Origin of the sequence: Microcoleus sp. A003_D6 (assembly GCF_036702825.1) — a bacterium.
In the GTDB taxonomy this organism is placed as follows: domain Bacteria; phylum Cyanobacteriota; class Cyanobacteriia; order Cyanobacteriales; family Microcoleaceae; genus Microcoleus.
This window is the reverse complement of the sequence record NZ_JAUBWA010000010.1, coordinates 47,097-69,638: the sequence shown is the minus strand read 5'-3', so window position 1 is coordinate 69,638 and position 22,542 is coordinate 47,097. Positions and strand designations below refer to the sequence as shown.

At 45.5% G+C, this 22,542-nt stretch carries 30 protein-coding genes and 1 pseudogene; 14 read left to right on the top strand and 17 right to left on the bottom strand.

All coding sequences use genetic code 11. The features are described from left to right. Window positions 1-84: 84 nt before the first annotated feature. The 5 genes from QUB70_RS05090 to QUB70_RS05070 all read right to left on the bottom strand — a co-directional run bounded on the left by QUB70_RS05090 (window position 85) and on the right by QUB70_RS05070 (window position 2,974). On the bottom strand, window positions 85-900 hold the full coding sequence (locus tag QUB70_RS05090; protein WP_332978748.1) for a PD-(D/E)XK nuclease family protein: 816 nt from the start codon (window positions 898-900) through the stop codon (window positions 85-87). 163 nt (window positions 901-1,063) lie between these two features. Continuing rightward, entirely contained in the window at window positions 1,064-1,324 is a 261-nt protein-coding gene (locus QUB70_RS05085) for a DUF5615 family PIN-like protein (RefSeq protein WP_332978747.1), read from the bottom strand. A gap of 104 nt (window positions 1,325-1,428) precedes the next feature. After that, window positions 1,429-1,728, bottom strand: coding sequence for a DUF433 domain-containing protein (locus QUB70_RS05080; RefSeq protein ID WP_332978746.1), 300 nt, complete (start codon window positions 1,726-1,728; stop codon window positions 1,429-1,431). A gap of 169 nt (window positions 1,729-1,897) precedes the next feature. Then, a complete protein-coding gene (locus QUB70_RS05075; protein WP_332978745.1) occupies window positions 1,898-2,566 on the bottom strand; it encodes a Uma2 family endonuclease in 669 nt (222 codons plus the stop codon). Window positions 2,567-2,713: 147 nt separating this feature from the next. Beyond that, window positions 2,714-2,974, bottom strand: coding sequence for a hypothetical protein (locus tag QUB70_RS05070; protein ID WP_332978744.1), 261 nt, complete (start codon window positions 2,972-2,974; stop codon window positions 2,714-2,716). A gap of 164 nt (window positions 2,975-3,138) precedes the next feature. On the opposite strand from QUB70_RS05070, the gene QUB70_RS05065 reads away from it, so the two are divergent. Beyond that, window positions 3,139-3,378 carry a helix-turn-helix domain-containing protein gene (locus QUB70_RS05065; RefSeq protein ID WP_332978743.1) on the top strand — a complete coding sequence of 80 codons (240 nt, stop codon included), beginning with the start codon at window positions 3,139-3,141 and terminating at the stop codon, window positions 3,376-3,378. Window positions 3,379-3,405: 27 nt separating this feature from the next. Here QUB70_RS05065 and QUB70_RS05060 read toward each other — a convergent pair whose 3' ends face one another. From QUB70_RS05060 to QUB70_RS05040, 5 genes and pseudogenes are all read right to left on the bottom strand, one after another. Beyond that, on the bottom strand, window positions 3,406-3,723 hold the full coding sequence (locus QUB70_RS05060; RefSeq protein WP_332978742.1) for a helix-turn-helix domain-containing transcriptional regulator: 318 nt from the start codon (window positions 3,721-3,723) through the stop codon (window positions 3,406-3,408). Continuing rightward, a pseudogene (locus tag QUB70_RS05055) lies at window positions 3,701-3,847 on the bottom strand (type II toxin-antitoxin system RelE/ParE family toxin); the annotation flags it as partial. The pseudogene QUB70_RS05055 and the gene QUB70_RS05060, both read right to left, overlap by 23 nt. Before the next feature lie 122 nt (window positions 3,848-3,969). Next, a complete protein-coding gene (locus QUB70_RS05050; protein ID WP_332978740.1) occupies window positions 3,970-4,164 on the bottom strand; it encodes a hypothetical protein in 195 nt (64 codons plus the stop codon). Window positions 4,165-4,300: 136 nt separating this feature from the next. Continuing rightward, the gene (locus QUB70_RS05045) at window positions 4,301-4,885 is read right to left on the bottom strand and encodes a PAP/fibrillin family protein (RefSeq protein WP_332978739.1); all 585 of its coding nucleotides are present in this window, start codon (window positions 4,883-4,885) and stop codon (window positions 4,301-4,303) included. Between the two features lie 355 nt (window positions 4,886-5,240). Next, window positions 5,241-7,196 (bottom strand): glycosyltransferase family 4 protein, encoded by a 1,956-nt coding sequence (locus QUB70_RS05040; RefSeq protein WP_332978737.1) that lies wholly within the window; start codon window positions 7,194-7,196, stop codon window positions 5,241-5,243. A gap of 148 nt (window positions 7,197-7,344) precedes the next feature. Between QUB70_RS05040 and QUB70_RS05035 the strand changes: the two genes are divergently transcribed. From QUB70_RS05035 to QUB70_RS04985, 11 genes are all read left to right on the top strand, one after another. Beyond that, window positions 7,345-7,584 (top strand): DUF3134 domain-containing protein, encoded by a 240-nt coding sequence (locus QUB70_RS05035; protein ID WP_332978736.1) that lies wholly within the window; start codon window positions 7,345-7,347, stop codon window positions 7,582-7,584. 127 nt (window positions 7,585-7,711) lie between these two features. Beyond that, window positions 7,712-8,827 (top strand): phospho-N-acetylmuramoyl-pentapeptide-transferase, encoded by a 1,116-nt coding sequence (gene mraY / locus QUB70_RS05030; protein ID WP_332978735.1) that lies wholly within the window; start codon window positions 7,712-7,714, stop codon window positions 8,825-8,827. A gap of 11 nt (window positions 8,828-8,838) precedes the next feature. Further along, complete coding sequence (locus tag QUB70_RS05025) at window positions 8,839-8,970, top strand: hypothetical protein (RefSeq protein ID WP_332978733.1); 132 nt, start codon at window positions 8,839-8,841, stop codon at window positions 8,968-8,970. Window positions 8,971-9,000: 30 nt separating this feature from the next. Beyond that, window positions 9,001-9,708: a L,D-transpeptidase family protein gene (locus QUB70_RS05020; protein ID WP_332978732.1), complete on the top strand. Its 708-nt coding sequence runs from the start codon at window positions 9,001-9,003 to the stop codon at window positions 9,706-9,708. A gap of 147 nt (window positions 9,709-9,855) precedes the next feature. Continuing rightward, the gene (locus QUB70_RS05015; RefSeq protein WP_332978731.1) at window positions 9,856-10,839 is read left to right on the top strand and encodes a glycosyltransferase; all 984 of its coding nucleotides are present in this window, start codon (window positions 9,856-9,858) and stop codon (window positions 10,837-10,839) included. A gap of 583 nt (window positions 10,840-11,422) precedes the next feature. Continuing rightward, window positions 11,423-13,282, top strand: a complete 1,860-nt coding sequence (locus QUB70_RS05010) for an NAD(P)H-quinone oxidoreductase subunit F (RefSeq protein WP_332978730.1) — start codon at window positions 11,423-11,425, stop codon at window positions 13,280-13,282. A 105-nt stretch (window positions 13,283-13,387) separates the two neighbouring features. Then, window positions 13,388-14,107, top strand: a complete 720-nt coding sequence (locus tag QUB70_RS05005) for a carbonic anhydrase (RefSeq protein ID WP_332978729.1) — start codon at window positions 13,388-13,390, stop codon at window positions 14,105-14,107. A gap of 107 nt (window positions 14,108-14,214) precedes the next feature. Further along, window positions 14,215-15,747, top strand: a complete 1,533-nt coding sequence (locus QUB70_RS05000; protein ID WP_332978728.1) for an NADH-quinone oxidoreductase subunit M — start codon at window positions 14,215-14,217, stop codon at window positions 15,745-15,747. 266 nt (window positions 15,748-16,013) lie between these two features. Next, window positions 16,014-16,430: a NirD/YgiW/YdeI family stress tolerance protein gene (locus QUB70_RS04995; protein WP_332978727.1), complete on the top strand. Its 417-nt coding sequence runs from the start codon at window positions 16,014-16,016 to the stop codon at window positions 16,428-16,430. A 123-nt stretch (window positions 16,431-16,553) separates the two neighbouring features. Beyond that, window positions 16,554-17,876: a CO2 hydration protein gene (locus QUB70_RS04990; protein WP_332978726.1), complete on the top strand. Its 1,323-nt coding sequence runs from the start codon at window positions 16,554-16,556 to the stop codon at window positions 17,874-17,876. Window positions 17,877-18,066: 190 nt separating this feature from the next. Further along, on the top strand, window positions 18,067-18,273 hold the full coding sequence (locus QUB70_RS04985) for a hypothetical protein (protein ID WP_332978725.1): 207 nt from the start codon (window positions 18,067-18,069) through the stop codon (window positions 18,271-18,273). Here the strand turns inward: QUB70_RS04985 and QUB70_RS04980 are convergent. The 3 genes from QUB70_RS04980 to QUB70_RS04970 form a co-directional block, all read right to left on the bottom strand. Further along, entirely contained in the window at window positions 18,270-18,488 is a 219-nt protein-coding gene (locus QUB70_RS04980) for a type II toxin-antitoxin system HicB family antitoxin (RefSeq protein WP_332978723.1), read from the bottom strand. The two genes, QUB70_RS04985 and QUB70_RS04980, sit on opposite strands and share 4 nt — an antisense overlap. After that, window positions 18,485-18,706: a type II toxin-antitoxin system HicA family toxin gene (locus tag QUB70_RS04975; RefSeq protein WP_332978721.1), complete on the bottom strand. Its 222-nt coding sequence runs from the start codon at window positions 18,704-18,706 to the stop codon at window positions 18,485-18,487. The genes QUB70_RS04980 and QUB70_RS04975 overlap by 4 nt, the downstream gene beginning before the upstream one ends. Window positions 18,707-18,805: 99 nt before the next feature. Beyond that, on the bottom strand, window positions 18,806-19,276 hold the full coding sequence (locus QUB70_RS04970; protein ID WP_332978720.1) for a hypothetical protein: 471 nt from the start codon (window positions 19,274-19,276) through the stop codon (window positions 18,806-18,808). A 126-nt stretch (window positions 19,277-19,402) separates the two neighbouring features. Between QUB70_RS04970 and QUB70_RS04965 the strand changes: the two genes are divergently transcribed. Together QUB70_RS04965 and QUB70_RS04960 are read left to right on the top strand one after the other, a co-directional pair. Beyond that, window positions 19,403-19,615, top strand: coding sequence for a helix-turn-helix domain-containing protein (locus QUB70_RS04965; RefSeq protein WP_193974409.1), 213 nt, complete (start codon window positions 19,403-19,405; stop codon window positions 19,613-19,615). Between the two features lie 142 nt (window positions 19,616-19,757). Continuing rightward, window positions 19,758-19,952 carry a hypothetical protein gene (locus QUB70_RS04960; RefSeq protein ID WP_265239051.1) on the top strand — a complete coding sequence of 65 codons (195 nt, stop codon included), beginning with the start codon at window positions 19,758-19,760 and terminating at the stop codon, window positions 19,950-19,952. Between the two features lie 155 nt (window positions 19,953-20,107). Here QUB70_RS04960 and QUB70_RS04955 read toward each other — a convergent pair whose 3' ends face one another. The 4 genes from QUB70_RS04955 to QUB70_RS04940 all read right to left on the bottom strand — a co-directional run bounded on the left by QUB70_RS04955 (window position 20,108) and on the right by QUB70_RS04940 (window position 22,423). Next, complete coding sequence (locus tag QUB70_RS04955; RefSeq protein ID WP_332978718.1) at window positions 20,108-20,743, bottom strand: hypothetical protein; 636 nt, start codon at window positions 20,741-20,743, stop codon at window positions 20,108-20,110. 72 nt (window positions 20,744-20,815) lie between these two features. Then, entirely contained in the window at window positions 20,816-21,253 is a 438-nt protein-coding gene (locus QUB70_RS04950; RefSeq protein WP_332978717.1) for a DUF1877 family protein, read from the bottom strand. A gap of 526 nt (window positions 21,254-21,779) precedes the next feature. Then, window positions 21,780-21,986 carry a hypothetical protein gene (locus tag QUB70_RS04945; protein WP_332978716.1) on the bottom strand — a complete coding sequence of 69 codons (207 nt, stop codon included), beginning with the start codon at window positions 21,984-21,986 and terminating at the stop codon, window positions 21,780-21,782. Beyond that, the gene (locus QUB70_RS04940; protein WP_332978714.1) at window positions 21,983-22,423 is read right to left on the bottom strand and encodes a hypothetical protein; all 441 of its coding nucleotides are present in this window, start codon (window positions 22,421-22,423) and stop codon (window positions 21,983-21,985) included. The genes QUB70_RS04945 and QUB70_RS04940 overlap by 4 nt, the downstream gene beginning before the upstream one ends. Window positions 22,424-22,542: the final 119 nt, after the last annotated feature.

The window sequence follows — 22,542 nt, the reverse complement described above, 5'->3', positions numbered from 1 at the left end:
CCAAAAATCTTTCATTCACATCCACAATATCTATAAACCCGCCCCCACCGGGCGACTAATATTTGGCACAGTAAAAGAGTTGTATTAAATAGACATTTCCTCAATGATAGCAAGATTTGGCAGCCAATTTGCCGGAGTTTCTGCCGAAAGATTGGGGGGAAAAGCTGTGTTGTCTGTTGTGCGGTTGCAGCGAGTGGCGAATTGACAGGAATCGCAAAGATTTGAGCTAATTTCTACTTGGGGGAAGAATTCGCCGCCTTCGGTATAGCGCTGTCGCCAGTCGGTTAGCTGCTGCAAGAGGTTGGTTAAATCTTGTTTTGTGCGATCGTGTTCTGTTTGGTTGTAGGAAAATGTGAGTTTTTGTGGCGGTTCTTCTCCTCGCAATTGTACGAACCAGTATGTCATGGAAACTTGTTCGGGGGAATAGTCGCTGGTTTCTACTAAGACGTATAAATAGAGGCGAGTTTGCCAACTTTCGGCTATCCATTTTGATTTTTGAGGGCGGGGATAGGTTTTCCAGTCGAGAATTTGGGCGGCTTTTGGTTCGGCTATTAATAAGTCGTAGATAACGGTAAACAGGTAGTCTTGGAAAATTAGGGTGCGGGGGTGTTCGGCTTGGCGGAAAATGCGATCGCTATTTTCTGAATTGGCGAAAAGTTCGGGTGCGGTGTTGATAAAGGCTGCCACACAGCGTCCCAGTTCTGGGTCTTGTTGGATGATGAATTCAATGGGAAGTCCGAGTTCTCGCTGCTGCATTAACAGGTGAAAGTGGCTTCCCCATGTGAGTTTTTCTTTGTGTTCTGGGGAGGCGGTGGTCGCTAAGAGTTCGAGGTAGCTGTGTTGGAATTTGCGGGGGCATTCTTCGAGGATTTTGAGTTGGGTTTGGGAGAGTCGAAGCATTTTTTTAGGATTTTATATTTTATATTTTTTATGCTGGTAAGCGAGGCGATTAATCTTTTTTTTGACCGCAGATTGAGGCTGATGACGCAGATGGACGCCGATAATTTTGATCGCGTTTTTGGAGGAGAGTGCGATCGCCTTTTGCTTTCCCAAGTGCGATCGCTTATCCTTCAGCCCACGCACTTAAAAACTCGACTTGATTGTACATTTCCTCTGCGGATTTACTAGCTATAATTTTTAGCAAGCGACGCAATTGTTCCCCAACTGAATAATTCTGCTGTCCCAAAATTATCCCCATATGTTCTTCCCCTTGCGTGCTAAAATTAGTATGCAATCGATAAAAATCCCTAGTATTAAAGCTATATGTTACTCGATGATTTTCATGAGCCCAATACAAAATTTCTTCGTCGCTGCGAGACAGCATTCCTATTTATGCAACAGAAATAACATCGACACTCCGCAGGCGTAGAGCATCAAGTAGAGCCGAATTCATCGCATCTTCGTCTAGCAGTAGTAGAATAATGCTCATTAATTTGTCTTGAGGTTTTTGTAGTGTAACTCTGCTAACTGCTCGTAAGCTTCTTGTTCCTCAGCTAAATCTGTATCAATCTCTTCTCGATTAGCATGATAATACGTTAAAGCTGCATAAACTTGTGCGATCGATAAGTGAGTCATCAGCCTAGCAATTTCTTCCGCACTGTTACCCTGCTTGTACAAAACGGCGATGCGGCGGACAGAAGTACCAGTTTCAGCAATAATCGGACGGCCGCCTCGAAGGCTAGGATCGCGGATAATTAAAGTCCCGATGTCTACTACAGTTGTTGTCATACATTTTCTCAAGTCACTTAACTTGATTATATAGATTTCTTATGAAAATGTGTAACTGTTTAAGCAACTGATGGTTCTCTTTAAGCAATAATTGCGTAAAAAATTGATAAAAATTAAGGGCGATTCCCTACGGGATAGCTACGCACGCGCGTACTTTTCGCCAACCTCTCTACAAATTCCCAATTTGTTGGGCAAACCACATCGCCGCCGTCCCATTTCCCTCACCTAAAAGTTTCAAAGTCTCCGACAGCAAAGCAATCGGCAATCCCTCCAGCGCACCGGAAAATTCGCATTCCTGATATTTCCCGTTTTCCTGCAAGCGAAATGCCAAAACTCTCTCGCCCTTAATATCTACTACCCAATACTCAGGAATTCCCAAAGCAGCATACAACCGCTTTTTTTCATCTAAATCGCTGGCCAAAGTAGTATCGGCTATCTCCCCGACTAAATCGGGAACTCGCGATTGATTCAGATTAATTCGGCGGGGTTCCCCTTTTTGCCATTGGTGGAAATCTCCGCCGATGTATAAAACTTTATCTGGTGCACCCGCTCCCACTTTAGGTTTTTCAATTACACAACCGCTGAGAGAATCAAAAGTTTGTCCTATTTTGGTAGTAAACCACACGAAAAATATGATAGTAAACAGATCGTTAAATCTGGCGTGCTGAGGCCCTTCATTACCCATGTCTATCCAAAGATATCCTTCATAAAAAAATATTCTCGCTTCCTCCAAAGATGGATCTTCGCAGGCTGCTACATAATCTTCCCATGTGGCGGCTTGCCCTTGGGGAATTTCTCCCACTTGAGAGACGATGAATTTTGCAGTTGTATAAGTCATGATTTAAAAGTAAATTGAGGATAAAATTATCCTAACTTAGGTTGATATTTATCGCTGGGGGCCCAGAAACCGGGTTTTTGCTGAGAAGACACGTTACACACCGCAAAAACCGCAAAAAACCCGGTTTCTTTGATTTTGATGGGGTGTTTATCGAATTGCTGTGGGCGCTGCAATTGGTACTTCTAAGTCTGGTTGCAAGTCAAAGACTACGACAAGCGTTGCTTGAGGCATCAGTTGACGCAGACACAGCAAGTGTCCGTCAGCATCCGATCGACTGCGGAACCGCCCCACAATCGCGCGCTGCATATTTGGCATGAGTTTCGCGATCGCCCAAGGGTAAAGCCGTTTTTGGTACGCGATCGCCCGAGGATTCGCACAGAATCCCTGTTGATAACCGTTTTGTGGCATGATGGTTTAGTATCCTCTATGGACTACAGGAAAGGGCGTTAGTAAGTCTCTTGCCGGAAATCGACTAACGCCTCTACTACTATGATTAAATACCAAATAGGTCATATCCGTCAACTATTAGCGGTAAAATTTAACGCTTTGTCCGTCAAAAGGTTCTGTCAGCTATGGATCTGAGAGCCTTAAGAGAACGTGCGGGGCTAAAAATTATAGACGTAGCACATATACTAGAATGTGCTGAATCTTCAATTCGCAACTGGGAAAAGGGTCGAACATTGCCAAAGATGGAAGTTTGGCAAGTATTCCGAATGCGAGATTTGTATCGATGTAGCGAAGCAGAGTTGGTGCTAGCTGTCAGAAAGTCAATGCCGACGGAAAAGAAAGAACAGGAAAAACAGACAGAGTAAATTGTAGGGGGTGGCAAAATCAACCCTTCAAGAATTGCTTTCCTTAACAGTCACCGTCAGTTGAAAACCCAGTGCATTAAGTAAAGCACTCAAACAGTAAATTTCCGATTCTTTTTTTGCCGACAATAATTCGCCCAGTTTTGCCAAAAGTGTTGTAACATCTTCTGAGAGTTCATTCATCCTGTGACGAGCCTCAATAACATCATTTAATGCCAGCTTTAGCACCTCTGAATTCTCCTCTTCCAAGCAAGCCTCAATATAAGGAGCAGCCTCTAAGGGATCTTTCAGAGATTCAATCAATTCTTCTTGATAGCTGATACTTCTAGACATCATCTCTACTTTCATAATCCCTCCAATATTTTATTGCTCTGCGGATGTCTTGTTCTTGAGTGCTTTTATCACCGCCACATAGAAGAAGTACAATTGTTGGCCCTATTTGTCCAAAGTAAATCCGATAGCCAGGGCCATAAGCTGTTCGACATTTAAACCGCTAACGAGGCCTGTAGGGTGCGTCAGCTAGAACACTTACTAAGCAAGGGAAACAAGATAGGGCTGACGCACCCTACAATACTATTTTAAATGCGTAACAGCTTAGTCTATTCTCAATTCGCAGACTCCTTCTCCAACAAAGCTAGAGTCGCCTAAATTACCGAGCCTGACTTGGTTGAGCTTAGCTCGTATTTTAGCTTTAGCTCTGCTATCTCGCAACGCATCGCGCCACTCTGAGAAAGGAATTTTACCCTCTGCTGTTTGGTAATTTTGAATGTCTCTCGGTTGTACTTCCATTATGCCCGATCCAAACAAATCTTGCTCGCGATTTTTGGCTCGGCTTATGTAATGCTTCTAGAGGCGATCGCACAGCCAAAACCCAGATTCTCTAATCGATTATACTAGCGATCGCACTCAATCACACATCACACAATCACTCTTTTGTCAATACAAAAACACTTCCTTCATTCCCGCGCCCGATCCGCAAATCGCTATCCAAATAAGTAACATCGAGCCATCCCTGCTGTTCGCGAGTATCGAGTCCGAAATCTACAGCAGCGAACTTTTTTCCAGACTCAATCTCATTGATAAATTTAACCGGAGATTCATAGCCAATCAACCTGCTTAAACCGAAAATTGACCGCTCAAACTTCACCTGCACTCGCCGTTCCGAAGTCGCCTCAAACTTCGCAGCCACGCTGACGATTCCTTCCAAATAAGGCAAGCCGTAAAGCTCGGCAATGTTGTAAATTTTAGATTCTTTGGCGCGGATAGATTGATAAATTTGACCCAATTTCACCAAGGGAAAACCGTCAAGATTCAGCAGTGCGCGGCTGGTGGTGTACAATAACCGCCAATCACCATTTAAAAGCTCTGCGGCTTCCACTGGGCGCGGGGTGGGGTTGTAATCTTCCAATTGGGCGATCGCACTTAAAATCGCTTGTTTGTCGCTGGGAGTGGCCAGCAAGCCGCGATTCTTACCAGCAATTATTTCTAATAGTGCAGATTTTCTAAGCATAGTTTTTTATTAGTCATTAGTCATTAGTCAGCAGTCAGCAGTCAGCAGTCATTAGTCATTAGTCAATGATTTATGCACAGGGACTAAATAAATCGGTTTTTTTTAACCCACGCTTATTATTTATTGGGATTCTCTGTGCGGTGTGCATCGCCCTACATTTACTCTATTCTTGAGTCCGCGGAGGCGGACATCGTTTGTGTAGTAGCGGTTTCAACCGCCGAGTCTTATTAGACCTCTTGCAAAAATCCTTTTAATCAAATTCTGGAACGGGCAAGATGCCCATTCCACAAGAAAAAAAAATTGTGGGATGGGCATCTTGCCCGTCCTAGTTATTTTTGCAAGAGGTCTAGTGTATTTAGCACGAATCATTACTATTCCCAATAACTAAGATACCAAATTTAACAAGATAGAGTAGCGTCCGATAGAGGTATGCTGATTCTCGATCGTTTTTGGCATAACGCCTGAAAAATTCTCCGACGCTGACCGCACCTTTTTGTTTAACTGTGTCCAATATCTCCATCTGAATGTTAACAGATATTCTCCTGTCTTGACCGAAGCTGGTAAACCAAATTGTTTGCAACTCTCTGAGAAGTTCTGGTGTGGCGATCGCACCCAGACTCAGCATCATCTCATTGCTTAAAGTTCTAGTCGCATAATGGCCCAATACCCGAAACGGATCGTCGCCCAGCGGATAAGGAGGCTTCCCGGCTTTTAAAGGCGCTGACTCCGGTGCGGAAATACGAATTTCTGCTAATTCCCGCCACAATTGTTCGTAAGCTGCAATTACTACTTTCCAATCATAAATCTCCCTCGCCCTTTGTCTCGCATTTTCCCCCATCCGCTTTCTTAATTCGGGGTTTTCAATTAATTGGCACAACGCGCGGGTGCAAGCATCAATGTCAACTGCTGTGGCTAGGGAAGTGTGACCCATGTAAGTCGGCCAATTTAAGCTGCCGTCGAGATAGTTTAGCGCTAAATCTAAACAAGATTGCGGGGGCGGGATGAGTGTGGGAATGCGGAAGCCGTCTATTTCGTGGCGTACTGATTCTTTGTATCCGTTCCAATCGGAGACTATGGCGGGGAGTCCGTTGGCCATTGCTTCAATTGGCGTCAGTCCGAAGGTTTCTTGAATGTTGTCGGAAAGCGAAATGAAAATGTCGGCTGCCGACCAAATATTTGTTCTAATTTCGGGCTTTCTGCCATCTACAAAAATAGCGTTCACGGAGGGACAAAAGATTTTCGCGCTATTTTTAAAGTCGGGTTCTTCTCTCGGATCTTCGATCCAACCGGCTTGAATTAAGTGGATTTTGGCTTTTGTCTGTTGGGCGGCGCCCTCCAGGGCGATGTACATCGGTACTGGATGAGCTTTTGCCGAAAAAGTCAATCGACCGACAAATAACACGACAATATCGCCGGGAGAAATGCCGAGTTCTTGCCGCTGTCGATCGCCCGCATTGACTGCTTCCACACCCTGCGGAAACGCGCTGCAATCCACTCCTAGGGGAATAACGGGCAATTTGACTAAAATTTCCGGTTGACCGCCGTTGCGCTGCGCTAAATATTCAGACCACTCCCTCAGAACTCCTTCTACTGCTGTTTTCACGGCCGCAGAGGTGCAGATCAGGGCGTCCCAAGGCTGTACCGGTGCAGTGACTAAATTCCCGATCGAATCCATGACATACTTAGTTGCGATCGTGTGAGTAACGCCGCAAACGCTGTAAGCCCGCTGATCGACAAATCTGCGCGCCCAAACTATCTGCGAGAGGGCGGGATCGGGTCGGTAAATTGTGCCCGGTTGAGATAGCAAATCCGGTCGTTCTGTCGGAATCCAGCGGACTTTCCGAGGTTGTTGCAGCCAAGGTTGGATGTGCGAACAAAACTCTTTAAAGGTGGTTTCGCTGTCGGCGCAACAGTAGAGAGAGTCAGCGGTTCCGTGGTGGACTAAGCTTTTGAGAAACCCTTCTCCGGCTGAATGACGCCCCAGCAGTTTTTGCCCTCCGGTGTCGTAGCCCTCTTTGCTGTATAAAACCGCCGCCGTTGTATCCATTCTGAGATTTATTGCTTGAGAGTTGACTGAATTCGGCAGAGGGCATTCGGGATAAGGCTTCGATCGCAAACCAGGAGACTGTTCTGAATCAACCGCTTGCCCGTTAGAGAAGTTTGCACAAGAGGATTGCCCTGTGTCCTGCGATATCTTAAAAGGCGATCGTCTCAGATTACAATACTTACGGTGAAAAAAGGATTGGCAAGAGCGGATTTTAGTGCTATCCTTGGGCCCATGTCGGGGGCGATCGCCTTTTCGATCTGCCATCTTATCCGCTCCGGAACCAAACAGTGCCTGTGGTATAATGCCTTAGCCCTGCGAAAGGCGCAATTTGCTCGGCTAGATTAAAGGAGCAGTCAGTCGGCCAAATATTACCTCTACTCGATCGCATCTTTGTATTTAGAAACCGAGAATTATGTACAACCCATCTCTGCGCCAAATACCTCGCCACTTGCCTGCGGATGTAATTCCATTAAAGCAGCAATCTTCTCTTTTAGATTGGTTGGAATCTAACAATCGCCTGTTAGCAAGGGATGTCCAAGAACCCGACTATTTGAACGAAGAAGAATTTCCCGAACTGATGGCAGTTGACGACAGTCCTTACGATGACTTAGAAGAGGAAGTAGAAGAGGATGCAAGTGCAGGCGAGGAATAGCTGGTAGAAGGGTGAAGAAATCAACCGGAAACAGGGAAGAAAAACTAAGAGATTTCCCAATCTCCTGTATCGCACCCTATTCCCAATTGTCAATTGCTTATTCTCAAATGGTGTGTTGAGGAGTGTTATGGATAACTTTGTGGATGAGAAAATCCCTTTTAGTATGCCTTTCAAACTTACGGGCAGGAATTTATTCCTGCTGCTGGGTTTGGGGCTCGGCATTGTAGCGATCGGTTTAGATTTAGCAGCGGGTAGACTTTTAAATACGCCTGCATCGCTATTTATACCGCTAGCTGTTTGTGCTGTAGTTGCATCGGTTTTGGGCTATGCAGTTGTGCCTTTACTCCAGCAACTAAAAGCAGGACAAATAATTCGCGAAGACGGCCCCCAAGCCCACTTGAAAAAAGCGGGAACCCCGACAATGGGAGGCATATTTTTTGTGCCGGCAGGGGTGGCAATTGCTTTGCTTTGGTCTAGATTTAACTCAGATGTTGTTGCCGTATCGGCTTTAACTTTAGCTTACGGTTTCATCGGCTGGATCGACGACTGGCAAATTCTGCGCCTCAAGTCGAATAAAGGTATTTCACCTCGGATGAAATTGGCTTTGCAAATCGGTTTTGCTGCTCTATTTTGTCTGTGGCTGATGTTCCGCGAACCTGCTATTTCTACTAGCATTGCTTTGCCTTTCGGTTGGGTATTGCCTTTAGGTTTTCTGTTTTGGCCGCTGGCGGTTTTTGTGCTGGTAGCTGAAAGCAACTCTACCAATATTACCGACGGTGTAGACGGGTTGATGGGAGGTTTGGGGGCGATCGCACTTTTGGGATTAGGCGCATCTGTAGCCTCTACTTCGCCAGAATTAATGATATTTTGCGCTTGCATCAGCGGCAGTTGTTTCGGTTTCTTAGCACACAACCGCAATCCCGCCCGCGTGTTTATGGGCGATACAGGTGCTTTAGCTTTGGGAGGTGCGTTGGGTGCGGTAGGTCTATTAAGTAATAGCCTTTGGATACTATTAATAATCAGCGGAATTTTCTTTGTAGAAACGGTGTCAGTAATTGCTCAAGTAGGTTATTACAAAGCTACAAAAGGCCCGGATGGTATCGGCAAGCGTCTGTTAAGAATGGCTCCGCTGCACCATCATCTAGAACTGTGCGGCTGGTTGGAAACTCAGGTTGTTGGTATCTTTTATTTGACTAACGGGGTTCTGGTTTTAATGATTCTGATGTTGACGGGCAACAGTTGAGAAGGGATTGCGTGACGGATTGCACAGGGGATGTAACAAATATTTTCTACTACTTGAAAGAAACAGGCAAGATGCCTGTTCCACAAGAACTGAATGGAGTTGTGGAACAGGCATCTTGCCTGTTTAAGGCTCGGAAGTTATAATTTTGATAATTGATATCCCCAGTTAATGCAATGGAAATTAAAAAAAGATGGGGCAATATTTGGATAATTGTTTCATCTGCAAGCCTTATATTGCTGGCTGCTAGCTCAATTTTTTACTGGAAACTCGTCAGACTCGGTTATGCTGTTCCAATTCCCTACATTTTAGACGTTTTCTGCTTAAATAAATGTCCGGCTGATGATTTAAATGTTTTACATACGCAATTGCCGCCGGATAATTTATTAAACTACGACAAGTCGTTAACACAAATTTTAGGCGAACCCGATAAACTAGATAAAAACAGAATTTCCATCCTGGTTGAAAAATCAAAATACAGACTGACTGTATATTCTGATAAAAAGCCAATCAAGTCTTATCCTGTTGTATTTGGCGGCAATCCCGCAGGTGATAAATTAAAAGCAGGGGATTCGCGCACGCCTGAAGGAATTTTTAGCATTAAAGACCTTTATCCTCACGAAACTTGGTCAAAGTTTCTCTGGCTGGATTATCCAACTAAACAATCTTGGCGCAAACATATCAAAGCTAAGCAAGATGGTAGAATTGGGTGGAGCGACAGTATAGGCAGCGAAATCGGGATTCACGGCGTTCCTGCTAATTCGCATAATATTATAAAAAATCGATCGAACTGGACTTTGGGCTGCGTTTCGCTGGAAAATAAGGATGTTGAGGAGTTGTATCAGTTTGTGGAGAAGGGAACGGCAGTAGAAATTATTAAATAAGCTAAACTGTTATAAAACTTGTTCGTCTCAAGCAACAGGTACTCCGGCCTGTTCCACAAGAACTCAATCTAGCTGAGGAAGTACAAACATTAATCCGTGTATCCGTGTCATAATCCGTGTTGTGCCTTCTTCCCAATCAACAGCCAAATGTTTTTACCGGAAGTTTCGGTGGTTGTGCCTGTTTACAACGGCGAGGCTGATTTGCCGGATTTAATCGAGTGCTTGCGATCGCAAACTTATCCACCAAACAAAGTAGAATATCTCATAGTAGACAACAACAGTCGCGATCGCACTTCAACCATCATCCAAACAGCAGCCTCTAACCCTCCAGAACTTCGGGGGGGAAGCAATTTCAATCGCATAACTATTCGCCACCTCACTGAAAACCAGATTCAAAGTTCCTACGCCGCCCGCAACAAAGGCATTCACGCATCAACAGGTGAAATAATTGCCTTTACGGATGCAGACTGTCGCCCGGAATCTGACTGGCTGGAGAATTTAGTTAAGCCATTTGTTGACTTAGAAATAGGAATTAGCGCTGGGGAAATACTCGCATTGCCCGGTAAAACTATTTTAGAACAACACGCCGATCGCCAAAATACTTTATCTCAAAAACATACACTCGCTCACCCTTTTTGTCCCTACGGTCAAACCGCCAATTTAGCTGTACGGAGGCTCGTTTTACAACAAATAGGATTATTTCGCCCGTACCTTACGAGTGGCGGCGATGCGGATTTGTGTTGGCGGATTTTGCGAGAAACATCCTATAAATTACATTTTGCCCAAAATGCGATCGTCCGACACCGCCACCGTTCTACAATAAAACAGTTGCAAAGTCAATGGTATCGGTACGGCGAATCTAATAAATATTTGCACGAACTCTACGGTGTCGATTTGATGCGAGAATTCACAGCGCAGGAATATTTTTACCGGCTGGCTAGGTGGCTGTTCAAGGAATTCCCGGTTGCGGCTGCCAAAAGCGCATTAGCGAAGCCCTCGAAGAGGATCGACCGATCGGATCTGGTAGATTTGTTTAATACGCCGATCGGTCTTTTGAATGTTAGGGCAAGGTCGATCGGACAGCGCCAAGCCAAACTTCCTTTAGCAGCTTGGGAAATTGAGCGGTTTTAAGATTTTACCCCTCAGCCTTTCGGGCGGGCAGGATGCCCAACCCCTACTCCCCACAAAAAAATTGAATTCTTGTGGAACAGGGCCGAAAGCCGTTTCTCAAAATGCTACACCCACCCCACAAAAAAATTGAATTCTTGTGGAACAGGCATCTTGCCTGTTCCTGAAAATGGTGCAAGATGTGAAATCGACAAACATTCGTTTGTCTGCAATCAGTCCCTATAAATACCTATAAGGGCAGTTTATTGCTGCATATAGATATCCTGAATTAGAAATATGAAAATTTAACGTAATCCTTAATATAAAATTAATAAGTCTCTTCTGAAGCGCCCGATCGGACGGCAGCAAAGAACTCCCAGGCACAAGCAAAAATTCTCTCTAATTCAGTCTTAGACGCATAACTAACAAAGAAACCGGATTTTTATGCGTTTCTGGGTGCTGCGACGAAGTTTTCTCGTAAAAACCCGGTTTCTGACTACCCGTGCGTCAGTCCGATAATTCTGCCTTCTGCCTTCCGGCTGCCGTCAGCGCGATTCTGAATTATTCTCAGATTCTTAAACTTTTGTAGCTTTTACAGGTAATGCCAATGGCTCAAATCTTACTCCAGACCGTTTGGTTCATACCTTGCTATCCGCTCATCGGCGGAGTTCTGTCGATGCTGTGGTTTCCCGCAGTTACCCGCCACACGGGGCCGAGACCATCCGGTTACGTGAACGCCATATTAACCTTCTTCGCTTTCGTACACGGCGTCATCGCCCTCACAGCTATCTGGAACCAACCTGCCCAACACCAGTTGATTCCCTGGCTGAACGTAGCAGGTTTAGACTTAACCATTCCCGTAGAAATTTCTGCTGTCACCGTCGGGGCGACAGTTTTGATTACCGGACTGAACTTGCTGGCGCAGATTTATGCTTTCGGTTACATGGAAATGGACTGGGGCTGGGCTCGGTTCTTTTCCCTGATGGGGCTGTTTGAAGCCGGGATGTGCGGGTTGGTACTGTGCAATTCCCTGTTTTTCAGTTACATGATTTTGGAAGTTCTGACTTTGGGTACTTACCTGCTAGTCGGGCTGTGGTTCAATCAGTCTTTGGTGGTGACGGGAGCTCGCGATGCTTTCTTGACAAAGCGGGTGGGTGACTTATTCCTGCTGATGGGGGTAGTTGCCATTCTGCCGCTGGCTGGAACTTGGAATTTTGACGAGTTGGCTGTTTGGGCCCAGACTGCAAAGCTTGACCCCACTGTAGCGACGCTGTTGACTTTAGCTTTGATTGCCGGCCCGATGGGTAAGTGCGCTCAGTTTCCCTTGCACCTGTGGCTGGATGAGGCGATGGAAGGCCCGCTGCCGGCGACAATTTTGCGGAACACCGTAGTTGTGGAAACTGGTGCTTGGATATTGATTAAGTTGCAGCCGGTGATTGCTTTGTCGCCGATCGGACTGAAGACAACTATTATTGTAGGCGCTGCGACGGCGGTTGGTGCTTCATTAATTGCGATCGCCCAAATTGACATCAAACGCACGCTTTCCTATATAGTCAGCGCTTACATGGGCTTAGTATTTATCGCCGTCGGCACCGGACAAGCCCAGACAGCCCTGACATTGATATTTGCCTACACCTTGGCAATGGGTTTGCTAGTGATGAGCATCGGTTCGGTAGTTTGGAACAGCATCACTCAGGATGTCCGTTCTCTTGGCGGTTTGTGGGGAAAGCGGCCGATATCGGCGATATCGTTTATTGTCGGTAGCGCTGGATTGGTGGGACTGCCACCCTTCGGCTGTTTCTGGGCTTTAGAAGAGTTCACATCCGGGCTTTGGGAAACTCACCCTTTCTTGTTAGGAATAGTTTTGTTTGTCAACGGTGTCACTGCTTTTGGGTTGGTGCGCGTCTTCGGTTTAGTTTTCGGCGGCAAACCAAAGCAAATGACCGAACGAGCGCCGGAAGTTCACTGGCCTTTCATCTTGCCGATGACTGTTTTAATGGGCTTTACTCTGCACGTTCCGCACTTGCTGGCGGCGTGGCATTTATTACCTGTGGCAACTTTGAATTATACCGCCACTGGACTGCTAGTTTTGTCAAGTGCGATCGGCATCGGTGCAGGAGCATTTGTTTACCTGAACGAGAAATGGGAAAAACCGGTGCGAATTGGTTCTCAAGCTTTGCAAGACTTTTTTGCTTACGACTTTTACACTGCCCAACTTTACCGGGTGACAGTGATATTTGCAGTCGGTCTGGTTTCCCAAATCATATCCTGGTTCGATCGCAATATTGTTGACGGCTTCGTAAATCTAATCGGTTTTGCAACAGTTTTCGGCGGGCAAAGCCTCAAGTACAACGTTAACGGCCAAACTCAGTTTTACGCCCTGACAATTCTGTTCGGAATTGGAGTTTTGGGACTGATAGTAAGCTGGCCGCTGCTAGCTCGCTTGTCGCTGATTGTGGGCGGGTAAAGAGATAATAAGATTGCAGATTTTAGGTGACACTTTTAATCTAAAATCTTAAAATCATGAATTCTTGAATAAAGATTTCAAACATTCTCTCTTAAGGCAGCATCAATGAGTACAAATGACAGACAAGTAAATCTTTCCCGGCGCAATTCGCTCAAATTTGTCGCAGGTGCGATCGGGACAGGGATACTAGCAGCAAGAGCAGGCGCTGATTTGGCTGCACCCGCACCGGCAATTGCTCAAAATGACTTGACTCCCGATGCAGCTCTGAAACAGTTAATGGACGGAAACCAGCGGTTTGTTGACAAAAAACGCCAAAGTCCTAACCAAGACTTACCCCGCCTCCTCGAAGTTGCCATAGCTCAAAAACCCTTTGCTGCTATTCTCGGCTGTGCAGATTCCCGCTTTCCTTCGGAAATTATCTTCGATCAGGGATTGGGAGATTTATTTGTGTGTCGCGTGGCCGGAAATGTTACTACTCCAGAAGAAATTGGCAGCCTGGAATTTGGCACGCTGGTACTGGGAGCAAAAGTGCTTGTGGTAGTCGGGCATAAAAGGTGCGGTGCGGTAGAAGCAACCATCAAAGGAGTTCAAGTTCCCGGTCAGATTGGCAGTTTGCTCGAGGCAATTAAGCCTGCTGTTGAAAGATCGAAAGGCCAAACGGGCGATCGTTTAGAAAATGCCTCAAAAGCCAATGTTGTGCTGCAAGCTAACAGGTTGAAAGCATCTCCAGTTATCTCTAAGTTAATTGCGGAGAACAAACTGAAAGTTGTCGGTGCATACTACGATTTAGACACGGGGAGAGTCAGTATTCTTTCTGAGTCGTGATGGAATTTGGGATTGAGAATTTGGAAAAGTTTTAATATCTAAACTCTCAAACTATCAAAGACAATATCCTGCAAAATAGATTCTTTACTCTTCACTCTTGACACATTATGCTTAGTGCCTTGCTCTGGTTGCCCGCGTTGGGCGCTGCGGTAGTCGGGTTCCTGCCCGGAAACATCAATGGGACACGTTTGCGTTCAGTAGCCTCGGCTTTTGCTGCTGCTGTTTTCCTGTTGAATATCTGGCTGCTGACTCAATTCGATCCAGCCAATTCGGGACTGCAATTTCAAGAATATTTGCCTTGGATTCCACAATTAGGTTTGAGCTACAACTTGGGGATTGACGGCTTGTCTTTGCCGCTGCTGGTTCTGAGTGCATTGCTGACGCTATTAGTCATTTACGGCACTGGCAAAGAGATGGAGCGCCCCCAGCTTTACTACGCTTTGATTTTGCTGATCAATGCTGGTATTGCCGGAGCTTTGATGTCTCAAAATTTGCTGCTGTTTGTACTGTTTTACGAAATAGAATTAATTCCTTTTTACCTGTTGATTGCGATTTGGGGTGGCAAGCAGCGAGAATACGCGGCCATGAAGTTTCTGATCTACACGGCTGTTTCGGGATTTTTAGTTTTAGCAGGATTTTTGGGTGTTGCTTGGTTGAGTGGCTCTTTAAATTTCGATTACACTGCGATTAACACTCAAGAATTGCCCTTGAAAACGCAATTGATCCTGCTAACAATTGTGCTAATTGGGTTGGGAATTAAAATTCCTTTAGTGCCGCTGCATACTTGGCTGCCTGATGCTTACGTCGAAGCTTCGCCAGCAACAGCAATTCTGCTGGGAGGGATTTTGGCGAAGTTGGGAACTTACGGTTTAGTGCGGTTCGGGTTGCAGATGTTTCCCGAAACTTGGTCGATTATAGCTCCCGCTTTAGCGATTATCGGGACTGTGAGCGTGATGTACGGGGCTTTGAGCGCGATCGCCCAAAAAGACATCAAGCGCATGGTAGCCTATAGTTCGATCGGGCATATGGGCTACATCCTCGTTGCTTGCGCGGCGGGTACGAAGCTGGCATTAATCGGCGCAGTCGGGCAAATGGTAAGCCACGGCTTAATTTTAGCTTTGCTGTTTTATTTGGTAGGCATCATCGAAACCAAAGTTGGCACGCGGGATTTGGACGTGCTCAACGGTTTGATGAACCCGATGCGGGGTTTGCCCACAGCCAGTTCCCTGTTAGTTTTGGGCGGCATGGCAAGCGCCGGAATTCCCGGTTTGGTGGGTTTTATTGCCGAATTTTTAGTATTTCAGGGCAGTTTTTCGGTCTTTCCAATTCCAACTTTAATCTGCATTTTAGCTTCTGGTTTAACAGCAGTTTACTTTGTGATTCTGCTCAACCGCACCTGTTTTGGGAAGTTGGACAATGCCACGGCTTACTACCCTCCAGTTACGTTTGCTGAAAATATGCCGGCGCTGGTTTTGGCGGGCATCATTTTTGTTTTGGGAATTCAACCGGCTTGGTTGCTGAAGTGGAGCGAATCTACTACAAATGCGATCGTTGCAACTCTGCCGGCGGACAGAAATGCCCAAATACCGATTGTGGCTATGCTGCGGGAAAGATCGGAGACGATCGACATTAGTAATTAATCAAAAACCCACCGATGGTAAAATTTATTATCGGTATTCCTGTTGCCCTACGCGCCGCGATCGCGCCATTCCTTCTGTGTGATACTATTGATAGGACGATCGGCGTTTGGTTAATCATTGGTTACTTATAGCATTCGTCAGGAGTCGGGAGTCAAGAGTAAAATGCTTGCCTCTCAAAGGTTTCAGCCATCAATGTCCGGCACTGCTCTGGCAGTTGCCATACCTTAGCAACTAAAGTCGCACCAACCATCAGGAGGTAGTTCATTGTGAAACAGAAAGTATTTTTCAGTTTAGCCACAATTACGGCTTTTGCCGTACTGATAAATCCCGTTTTAGTACAAGCTCAAAACCCGATCGGACTGATAAATCCCGTTTTAGTACAAGCTCAAAACCGGATCGGGGATTTGCGATCGTCCAACAAGGGAATTACCATATCAGGCACAGTAGTTAGTGTCGTAGGAAATGATTTCATTCTGGATGATGGCACCGGACAAGTAATTGTCGATGCCGGCCCTCGCTGGTGGCGTCAAGTTAATCTAAGCAAAAACGAACAGGTAACAGTTGTCGGCGAGATGGATGAAGGTGAATTTGATGCCTTTTCTATTAAGCGGGCCGATGGAACTACGATCGATATCCGCTCTCCAGAAGGCCCTCCTCCTTGGGCTGGAAAGCGCGACAGATAAGTAGTAGGATCTCCCAGGAGATGGCTTAGCTATCTCCTGGGAATTGACACTACCAAAACCATATAACCGCTAATATTAGCTGATACTACAGGAAATTGGGAATTAATTTTAGAGGGAATCAAAATGGTACAAACTCCTACAAAACCAGCCACTAAACTACCTGCTTCCAAACACGAATTTGCCGAAGTAATTCACCGACTCGAAGCTGGCGGCGCGATGATTCCAGATACGCCGGAAAATCTGATGCAAATCATCGCTATCTGGAAAGCTTACGCGGTGCCGATGGACTTTTACTGGCGGGATTTACTTTACATCGCCGAACGAGTATTTTTACACCCGCTTCCTTTCTTTAAATACTTCTTGCCCCAGGAGTATTTAGACTTGCAAAATCACTATGCAGGCGACGGTGCAGATTTGCGGATATGGCGGGGGACTGGAAGTGTTCACCCGGAACTTTTGGAGTTCATGGAGAAGGGTGAAACTGGGAAAATGCCGCAGCTGTTTCACCATTTGTGGCACGATCGCATTAACATGGAATTTGCCGAAGAGTGTATGAGGTCAATGCTTTGGCACCGGGGCTTGTACGTGCCTACCAATCAATTCGATCCTTATTTGGACAGTGACGAATATAAGGCTAATGCCGATCGGGCAATTAAAGCTTACTTCAAAAAAGACCCGTTCATGCTGGGACTGCACAAAGCATTTCCAGAAATGTTTTTAGAACAGTGCCGCCAAATGTCTTATTACAGCAATCTCGGTTTATTCTGGGAAGTCATGGCGCCGGTGTTTTTTGAGGTTTCCGACTTGTACGACGAAGGGAAAGTTACCACTGTCCCGCAGGCGATGGATTTCCTAGTAAATGGCATATTTGCGATCGCGGGACGCCCCATTTACCACCACGTTCAAATCGACGGCGAAACCTACGAAATCATCCCGAAATCTAAGGGTTTCACTTGGCTTTACGAAGCAGCGTTACCTTACGTGGAAGCTGTATTTTACCGCACTTCGCCGTTCCGAGGCACCAAATCTTACAACGCTCAAGCTAAGGAAGTTCCTGACGACCAAAAAGACTTCCACTACGGAGTGCTTTATGCAGACAAATTCCCGGTAGGTACGGCGGGGATTCCGCCGACTTTGCTAGCACAAGATATGCTGCATTTCCTGCCGCCTTATTTGATGGATTTCTACAAACAGCGCTGTCGCGGCGAAGATGATATCCTCAATCAAATTGGGGTGACATTTCAGCGATCGATGTACTGCGTTACTTCGGCGGTGATTCAAGCTTTGCGGACTGCTCTTTTGTATCCTTTAGATGACCCGAATCCGAAGCATTTGAAGGCAAATCGAGCTTTCTTTGAGTCTCAGATCGATCGCTTCTGTCGCCCGGAATACGGCATGAAATATGCTGCGAAGTTGAAGAATATTCAGACTTCGGATTACAGGTAAAGGATGTTTGTCCGCGAGGGAAGACGGCGGTTAAAACCGCGTCTACACAAACGATGTCCGCCTCCGCGGACTGAAGAAAACAACGTAATTTTAACGGCAGGTTCTTCAACCCGCGGAGGCGGGTTTTGTTTTTGTAGGCGCGATTTCAATCGCCGTCTTCTGCCGTCAAAACTAAGGAGATAAATCGCAAATGGACAGCAAAGATTTAGCCAAATATATCGAAGCAAAGGACGGGATTTCCAAACCTTGGCTGTTGGTGCAACTGCGACTCAAAAAATTGCAAGAAAGGCGATCGGAGATTTCTGCTGAAGAGTATATGAGAGAACTTACTGACCTTCACAAAGATTTAATGAATTTGGGGGAATGGTGGGTGGGAATCGAGGATGAAGTGTTCTAGGCGATTTGAAGAATGCTAGGTGCGGGGATGGGTTCACCTTCTTCCTGCCAAGCTTCTAGATACATTTCGAGCACTTCTTCGCCATGTCGGATGGCTTCTTCGCGGGTTTGGCCGTGGGTACAGGGCATGACAACGCGATCGGCAAACTCTGGAATCGTCACGAGGAAAAGTTGATCCTCGTCAGACCATTGGAGTATCATACTATATTGATTCATGAATTTTCCTCCTTTAACTCGTCGAGTTCGGCTAACAATATTGCCAACTGCTTCTCTAAATATCGTGGCACATCATCTCCGTCTTTGCCTGGAATTGTTAATGTCTTCCCAATCAAAGGATGCTGCCATCTCTCATGGCTGCCTTTTCCGCGTTTTGGCAAATAAATAAAACCCTCACGGGTAATCTGAGCTTTTAACTCGCGAATTTTCCTAGGCATGGTGATTGTCTATTTTCTACCTTCATTTTCTCACTTAGCCATTTGTTTTAATTTTTTCCTGTACCCCTTCTCGCAGTTGCTTGTCGGGCCGATCGCACTTTAAAATTTCTCCATCAAATCTTTTTCTTGAGCATAAACCTCTCGTAGCTGTTGCAGCCCCGCCCCAGAAATGACCGATTTAACAGTAGCTACCAATTGGCCCCACTCCAGCAATCTGTCAACTGAAACAGCTTTTTTGAACTTGTATGTGTAGAATTTAGTCCAAAATGCTGGTGCTTGCTTGCTTTTCCAGCGTTTGTACCATCTGCCAAAATCTTGAAGTGCGATCGCATTTACTCCGACAATCGGCGGAAAATCGGCGTAGCTGACAAATCGGCTGATGCCTTTGGCGTGCACGTAAACCATGTACCGACAGCATTCGATGCGGTAAATGCCGTCAACTGAGATATTGAACAAAAGTGCGACTGTTTCTTCGGTGACAAATCTCGCCAGCGGATGCAGGATGGAAGATTTATGAATTATCTTGGAGCAGGTGAAAGCGCTTGATTTTAGCTGCGATGATGCTATCATGGTAAGTCAGACAGCTAGTAACTGTCTATTTAAGTTTTGAAGACGATCGCCTTTTAGTTGTCGAGACCGGGGGCGATCGTTCTTTACATATACAATTATACGACGCAATTGCATCAACTGTCAAGCATGGGTTTAGTCAGGCTAAAAATTCGAGAACTAGCGGCTGAGAAGGGTTGGACGCTTAAGGAAGTATCCGATCGCTCTGGGGTAATTTATAGCACTGTCAGAAGCTATGCTCGTCGTCCTGAAATGGCAATGGTAGACTTTACTTGCCTGCGGAGGTTAGCTCGGACTTTTGATGTGATGATTGAAGATTTGGTTGAGGTTTTGGAGGAATAGGGCGATCGACCTTTGCACTTTTCTACTATAAACACTTCTATCTCGTCTTGTCAAGACGCGCTTAAGCATTTTGCATCGCAGCTAAAAGCTCAGCTTAAAGGTGCTAAGATTTAGTCAAAGTTGTTAATATCCGGTTAGTTTTGTGACTAGAGCCAGTACCGCCATTGGAGTCAGCCCGATTATCAAGGATCTTGTGCAGAAAAAGGCGCTAGCAACCCGACTAACGCTGAAGGAAATCATCTATGTCGGGATGCTGGCGATCGATGATTTAGATGAAAAGCGCTTGCAAGAATTGGCTGACAAGGTGCATCAAATGCAGGTGAATGGTGAAATTTGAGGGGAGAAGGGCGATCGACCTGTTGGTGAAGTGAGGGGAATGCTATTCGGTCGGCGATCGAAAATTGTTGTGCCGCTGTCAAGGATTGTATTCCATTTCCAAGCGGAAGGTGACTTCGATCCGCATCTATTTGACTCCTAAATTATCTGGGTAAATCAAATAATTTCTGGGTTATTAAATGTATACATTTGAACGTCTGGAAAATCAACTGATTCGATACCAAATACAATAAATCCATTATCCGTCCACCCATCATTAAAAATTGAAAATAGCAGACCGAGGTTTCTTACCTCTTGACTTAACGCAAAATAATCTGGTGGCAATGGAAATCGCTGTTCAAAGGGTGCAACAAATAGTTGTTTGCGCCAATCTGGATCGAGGCTGAGGTCGTATCTCAAATCGCTTACTTGCTCGATCGCAATATCTTTGACTCGAAGTTCGCCATCGCTCAAAGCAGGTAAATCACCGATAATTTCGTCAGTTCGAGCGGTGTAAATGTAGAAACAGGCTTTTTTCGGTGAATGCGGCTTCCAGCCATTTGCTAAACCGTACAAAATAACCTGTTTAACCACTTTAGGCGTGACTGAAACTGCTTGACTAACTCGCTGCCATCGACCTCCTACTTCACACTGATAAGAATCATGTGGCTCAAAAAAAGCCTGTAGCAATTGCCCTGAATACCCATCTGCTTCAATGGAAAGATCGATCGTCCCTTCACGCTTAGAAATGAGCCAGCGATATTTTTTGCCATCGACCTCAATTTTTCTACTCTTTTTTTGTGGCAATGTCATACAGGGTTAAAAGCTTGGGTGAAAAGAGCTAGGATTCGATCGAAGCGATCGATATCCTGTTAAATTAAAAGCCTAGGTCAAGTAAAGTAACATAGCATTTCGATCGGCGGAAGCTTTTTGATAGTAATTCAACATTTCATTGTAGTAGTCGGTCAACCACTCCAAGATTTCTTCTTCTCCCCAATCAATCCACGAGATCGGTTCATCTCGATCTGCTTCTCGAAGATAGCGACTTTGAAACCCTTGTTCTCCCAGCGCGACCAAACCGTTCAATATCCGTGTAATTTCATCAGGCAGAAGATACCGCACCGCTCCATATCCCGTACTGTAACCAATCTCTGAACCAGCACCGATAGCATTCACCAAAGGCAAACCATCCCATCTCGAATTTTCAATTACCAGAAAAGGGAAAAAATCTTTCCCTTTGGCTTTTGCCATAAGATAGGTGTTTTCTTTGATATCTGGAATAGTTGCTCGATCGAAAATGTAGCCTGGGATGTATCCAGCCAATAAGAATGTAAGTTATTGAAAGTTTTTGTTCAAGTCTATGTCTGGTGTTTCCCACTCAGAAACGAACTGTTCTCGCAGGGAAGGTATTCTGAAAAATGCTGTCTCACAATTTCGCTTTATCAGTTTGGCAGATGCAGCAGGCCAATGGGTTGCCGTTTCCCAAAAAGTGGATTCAGGCAACCACTTTGCGCTAAGAAAAGCCTCAACGAGGACTGGCTCTTTTTTCAGCCTCTCAAACGTCGCTAACGATATTTCTTTAAGCTGACTTGTAATTCCCATATTTTGACGAGGCTAAGGGTAATACGATTGAGTCCGCTGCCACAGAATTGTTGTGTCGCTGTCAAGGATTGTATTCCATAAAGCGCGAGCATCTCAAGCCACTCCAATCACCGCGTGCAGTACAGCCAAACTTGTATCCGAATCCAACATCCCAGAAATAAAACATATATTGTTTTTGGTATTGCAAGTATTCATGCACTGTGAATTACCTACAGGCTCATGTTAAAGATAGGGAATACGATCGCACCTATTCCTGCTTGACAGACTCAGCCAACCGCTTCGCATTCTCCCGCCGATGAACATTAATCGGACTATTGCGAATATCAGCTTCTACGATCGCAATTAGTTCATCTAGTGTTTGAGTCCAAGCTTCCAGCATTCGATTGCTATCCCGAAGCATGGCGACAGTTTTCTTAACTTTCTCTGGATCGGGAATTTGTTTTTGCTCGTTCATAGTATGTTCCAATCCCTTTTAGCTTCTTGAACACTTGCTGCTGACGCATCAAGCGCAGCTTGTCCTTGCTCAATGCTCCGATATAGTAAATCTAGCATAGCAGAGGAGGCGGGCTGAGCCTCAGCAATCCGCAGTAACAATGTGTAGAGACGAGAGTAAGGCTCTCTTAGCCGTTCAGCAGAATTTTGAAGTTGGTCTAAAACTGTAGCTGTTGCATCTGTCTCCCCAGATTGTTCAAAAATGGCAGATTCTGCTGCTTTGGCTGCATCAATTCCTTCCAACAGCCTCCGCTGTAAATTCAATGCACTTGTGATAGTTTCATCTGGCAACTTAGGAATGAGAATTAAATAACTTACACTCTTGAAAGTGGGGAGTAGGGGTTGGGCGGGAAAGCCCGCCCTTTTTGGACGGGCGGGACGCCCATCCCACAATAACAATTAAAATTGTAAGTTATTTAATTCGCGATCCTTAGCCATACAAACTTGCTCCTCTCCTTTACCTTAACCAACATATACCAAAAAATCCCCCGCCAGAAGGCAGGGGATTTCATTTAATT

What these genes read in the sequence shown, in the direction of transcription:
- QUB70_RS05090 (WP_332978748.1), bottom strand. Translation starts at nt 900, where the DNA reads ATGCTTCGACTCTCCCAAACCCAACTCAAAATCCTCGAAGAATGCCCC.
- QUB70_RS05085 (WP_332978747.1), bottom strand. Translation starts at nt 1,324, where the DNA reads ATGCTGTCTCGCAGCGACGAAGAAATTTTGTATTGGGCTCATGAAAAT.
- QUB70_RS05080 (WP_332978746.1), bottom strand. Translation starts at nt 1,728, where the DNA reads ATGACAACAACTGTAGTAGACATCGGGACTTTAATTATCCGCGATCCT.
- QUB70_RS05075 (WP_332978745.1), bottom strand. Translation starts at nt 2,566, where the DNA reads ATGACTTATACAACTGCAAAATTCATCGTCTCTCAAGTGGGAGAAATT.
- QUB70_RS05070 (WP_332978744.1), bottom strand. Translation starts at nt 2,974, where the DNA reads ATGCCACAAAACGGTTATCAACAGGGATTCTGTGCGAATCCTCGGGCG.
- QUB70_RS05065 (WP_332978743.1), top strand. Translation starts at nt 3,139, where the DNA reads ATGGATCTGAGAGCCTTAAGAGAACGTGCGGGGCTAAAAATTATAGAC.
- QUB70_RS05060 (WP_332978742.1), bottom strand. Translation starts at nt 3,723, where the DNA reads ATGAAAGTAGAGATGATGTCTAGAAGTATCAGCTATCAAGAAGAATTG.
- QUB70_RS05050 (WP_332978740.1), bottom strand. Translation starts at nt 4,164, where the DNA reads ATGGAAGTACAACCGAGAGACATTCAAAATTACCAAACAGCAGAGGGT.
- QUB70_RS05045 (WP_332978739.1), bottom strand. Translation starts at nt 4,885, where the DNA reads ATGCTTAGAAAATCTGCACTATTAGAAATAATTGCTGGTAAGAATCGC.
- QUB70_RS05040 (WP_332978737.1), bottom strand. Translation starts at nt 7,196, where the DNA reads ATGGCAGATCGAAAAGGCGATCGCCCCCGACATGGGCCCAAGGATAGC.
- QUB70_RS05035 (WP_332978736.1), top strand. Translation starts at nt 7,345, where the DNA reads ATGTACAACCCATCTCTGCGCCAAATACCTCGCCACTTGCCTGCGGAT.
- mraY (WP_332978735.1), top strand. Translation starts at nt 7,712, where the DNA reads ATGGATAACTTTGTGGATGAGAAAATCCCTTTTAGTATGCCTTTCAAA.
- QUB70_RS05020 (WP_332978732.1), top strand. Translation starts at nt 9,001, where the DNA reads ATGGAAATTAAAAAAAGATGGGGCAATATTTGGATAATTGTTTCATCT.
- QUB70_RS05015 (WP_332978731.1), top strand. Translation starts at nt 9,856, where the DNA reads ATGTTTTTACCGGAAGTTTCGGTGGTTGTGCCTGTTTACAACGGCGAG.
- QUB70_RS05010 (WP_332978730.1), top strand. Translation starts at nt 11,423, where the DNA reads ATGGCTCAAATCTTACTCCAGACCGTTTGGTTCATACCTTGCTATCCG.
- QUB70_RS05005 (WP_332978729.1), top strand. Translation starts at nt 13,388, where the DNA reads ATGAGTACAAATGACAGACAAGTAAATCTTTCCCGGCGCAATTCGCTC.
- QUB70_RS05000 (WP_332978728.1), top strand. Translation starts at nt 14,215, where the DNA reads ATGCTTAGTGCCTTGCTCTGGTTGCCCGCGTTGGGCGCTGCGGTAGTC.
- QUB70_RS04990 (WP_332978726.1), top strand. Translation starts at nt 16,554, where the DNA reads ATGGTACAAACTCCTACAAAACCAGCCACTAAACTACCTGCTTCCAAA.
- QUB70_RS04985 (WP_332978725.1), top strand. Translation starts at nt 18,067, where the DNA reads ATGGACAGCAAAGATTTAGCCAAATATATCGAAGCAAAGGACGGGATT.
- QUB70_RS04980 (WP_332978723.1), bottom strand. Translation starts at nt 18,488, where the DNA reads ATGAATCAATATAGTATGATACTCCAATGGTCTGACGAGGATCAACTT.
- QUB70_RS04975 (WP_332978721.1), bottom strand. Translation starts at nt 18,706, where the DNA reads ATGCCTAGGAAAATTCGCGAGTTAAAAGCTCAGATTACCCGTGAGGGT.
- QUB70_RS04970 (WP_332978720.1), bottom strand. Translation starts at nt 19,276, where the DNA reads ATGATAGCATCATCGCAGCTAAAATCAAGCGCTTTCACCTGCTCCAAG.
- QUB70_RS04965 (WP_193974409.1), top strand. Translation starts at nt 19,403, where the DNA reads ATGGGTTTAGTCAGGCTAAAAATTCGAGAACTAGCGGCTGAGAAGGGT.
- QUB70_RS04955 (WP_332978718.1), bottom strand. Translation starts at nt 20,743, where the DNA reads ATGACATTGCCACAAAAAAAGAGTAGAAAAATTGAGGTCGATGGCAAA.
- QUB70_RS04945 (WP_332978716.1), bottom strand. Translation starts at nt 21,986, where the DNA reads ATGAACGAGCAAAAACAAATTCCCGATCCAGAGAAAGTTAAGAAAACT.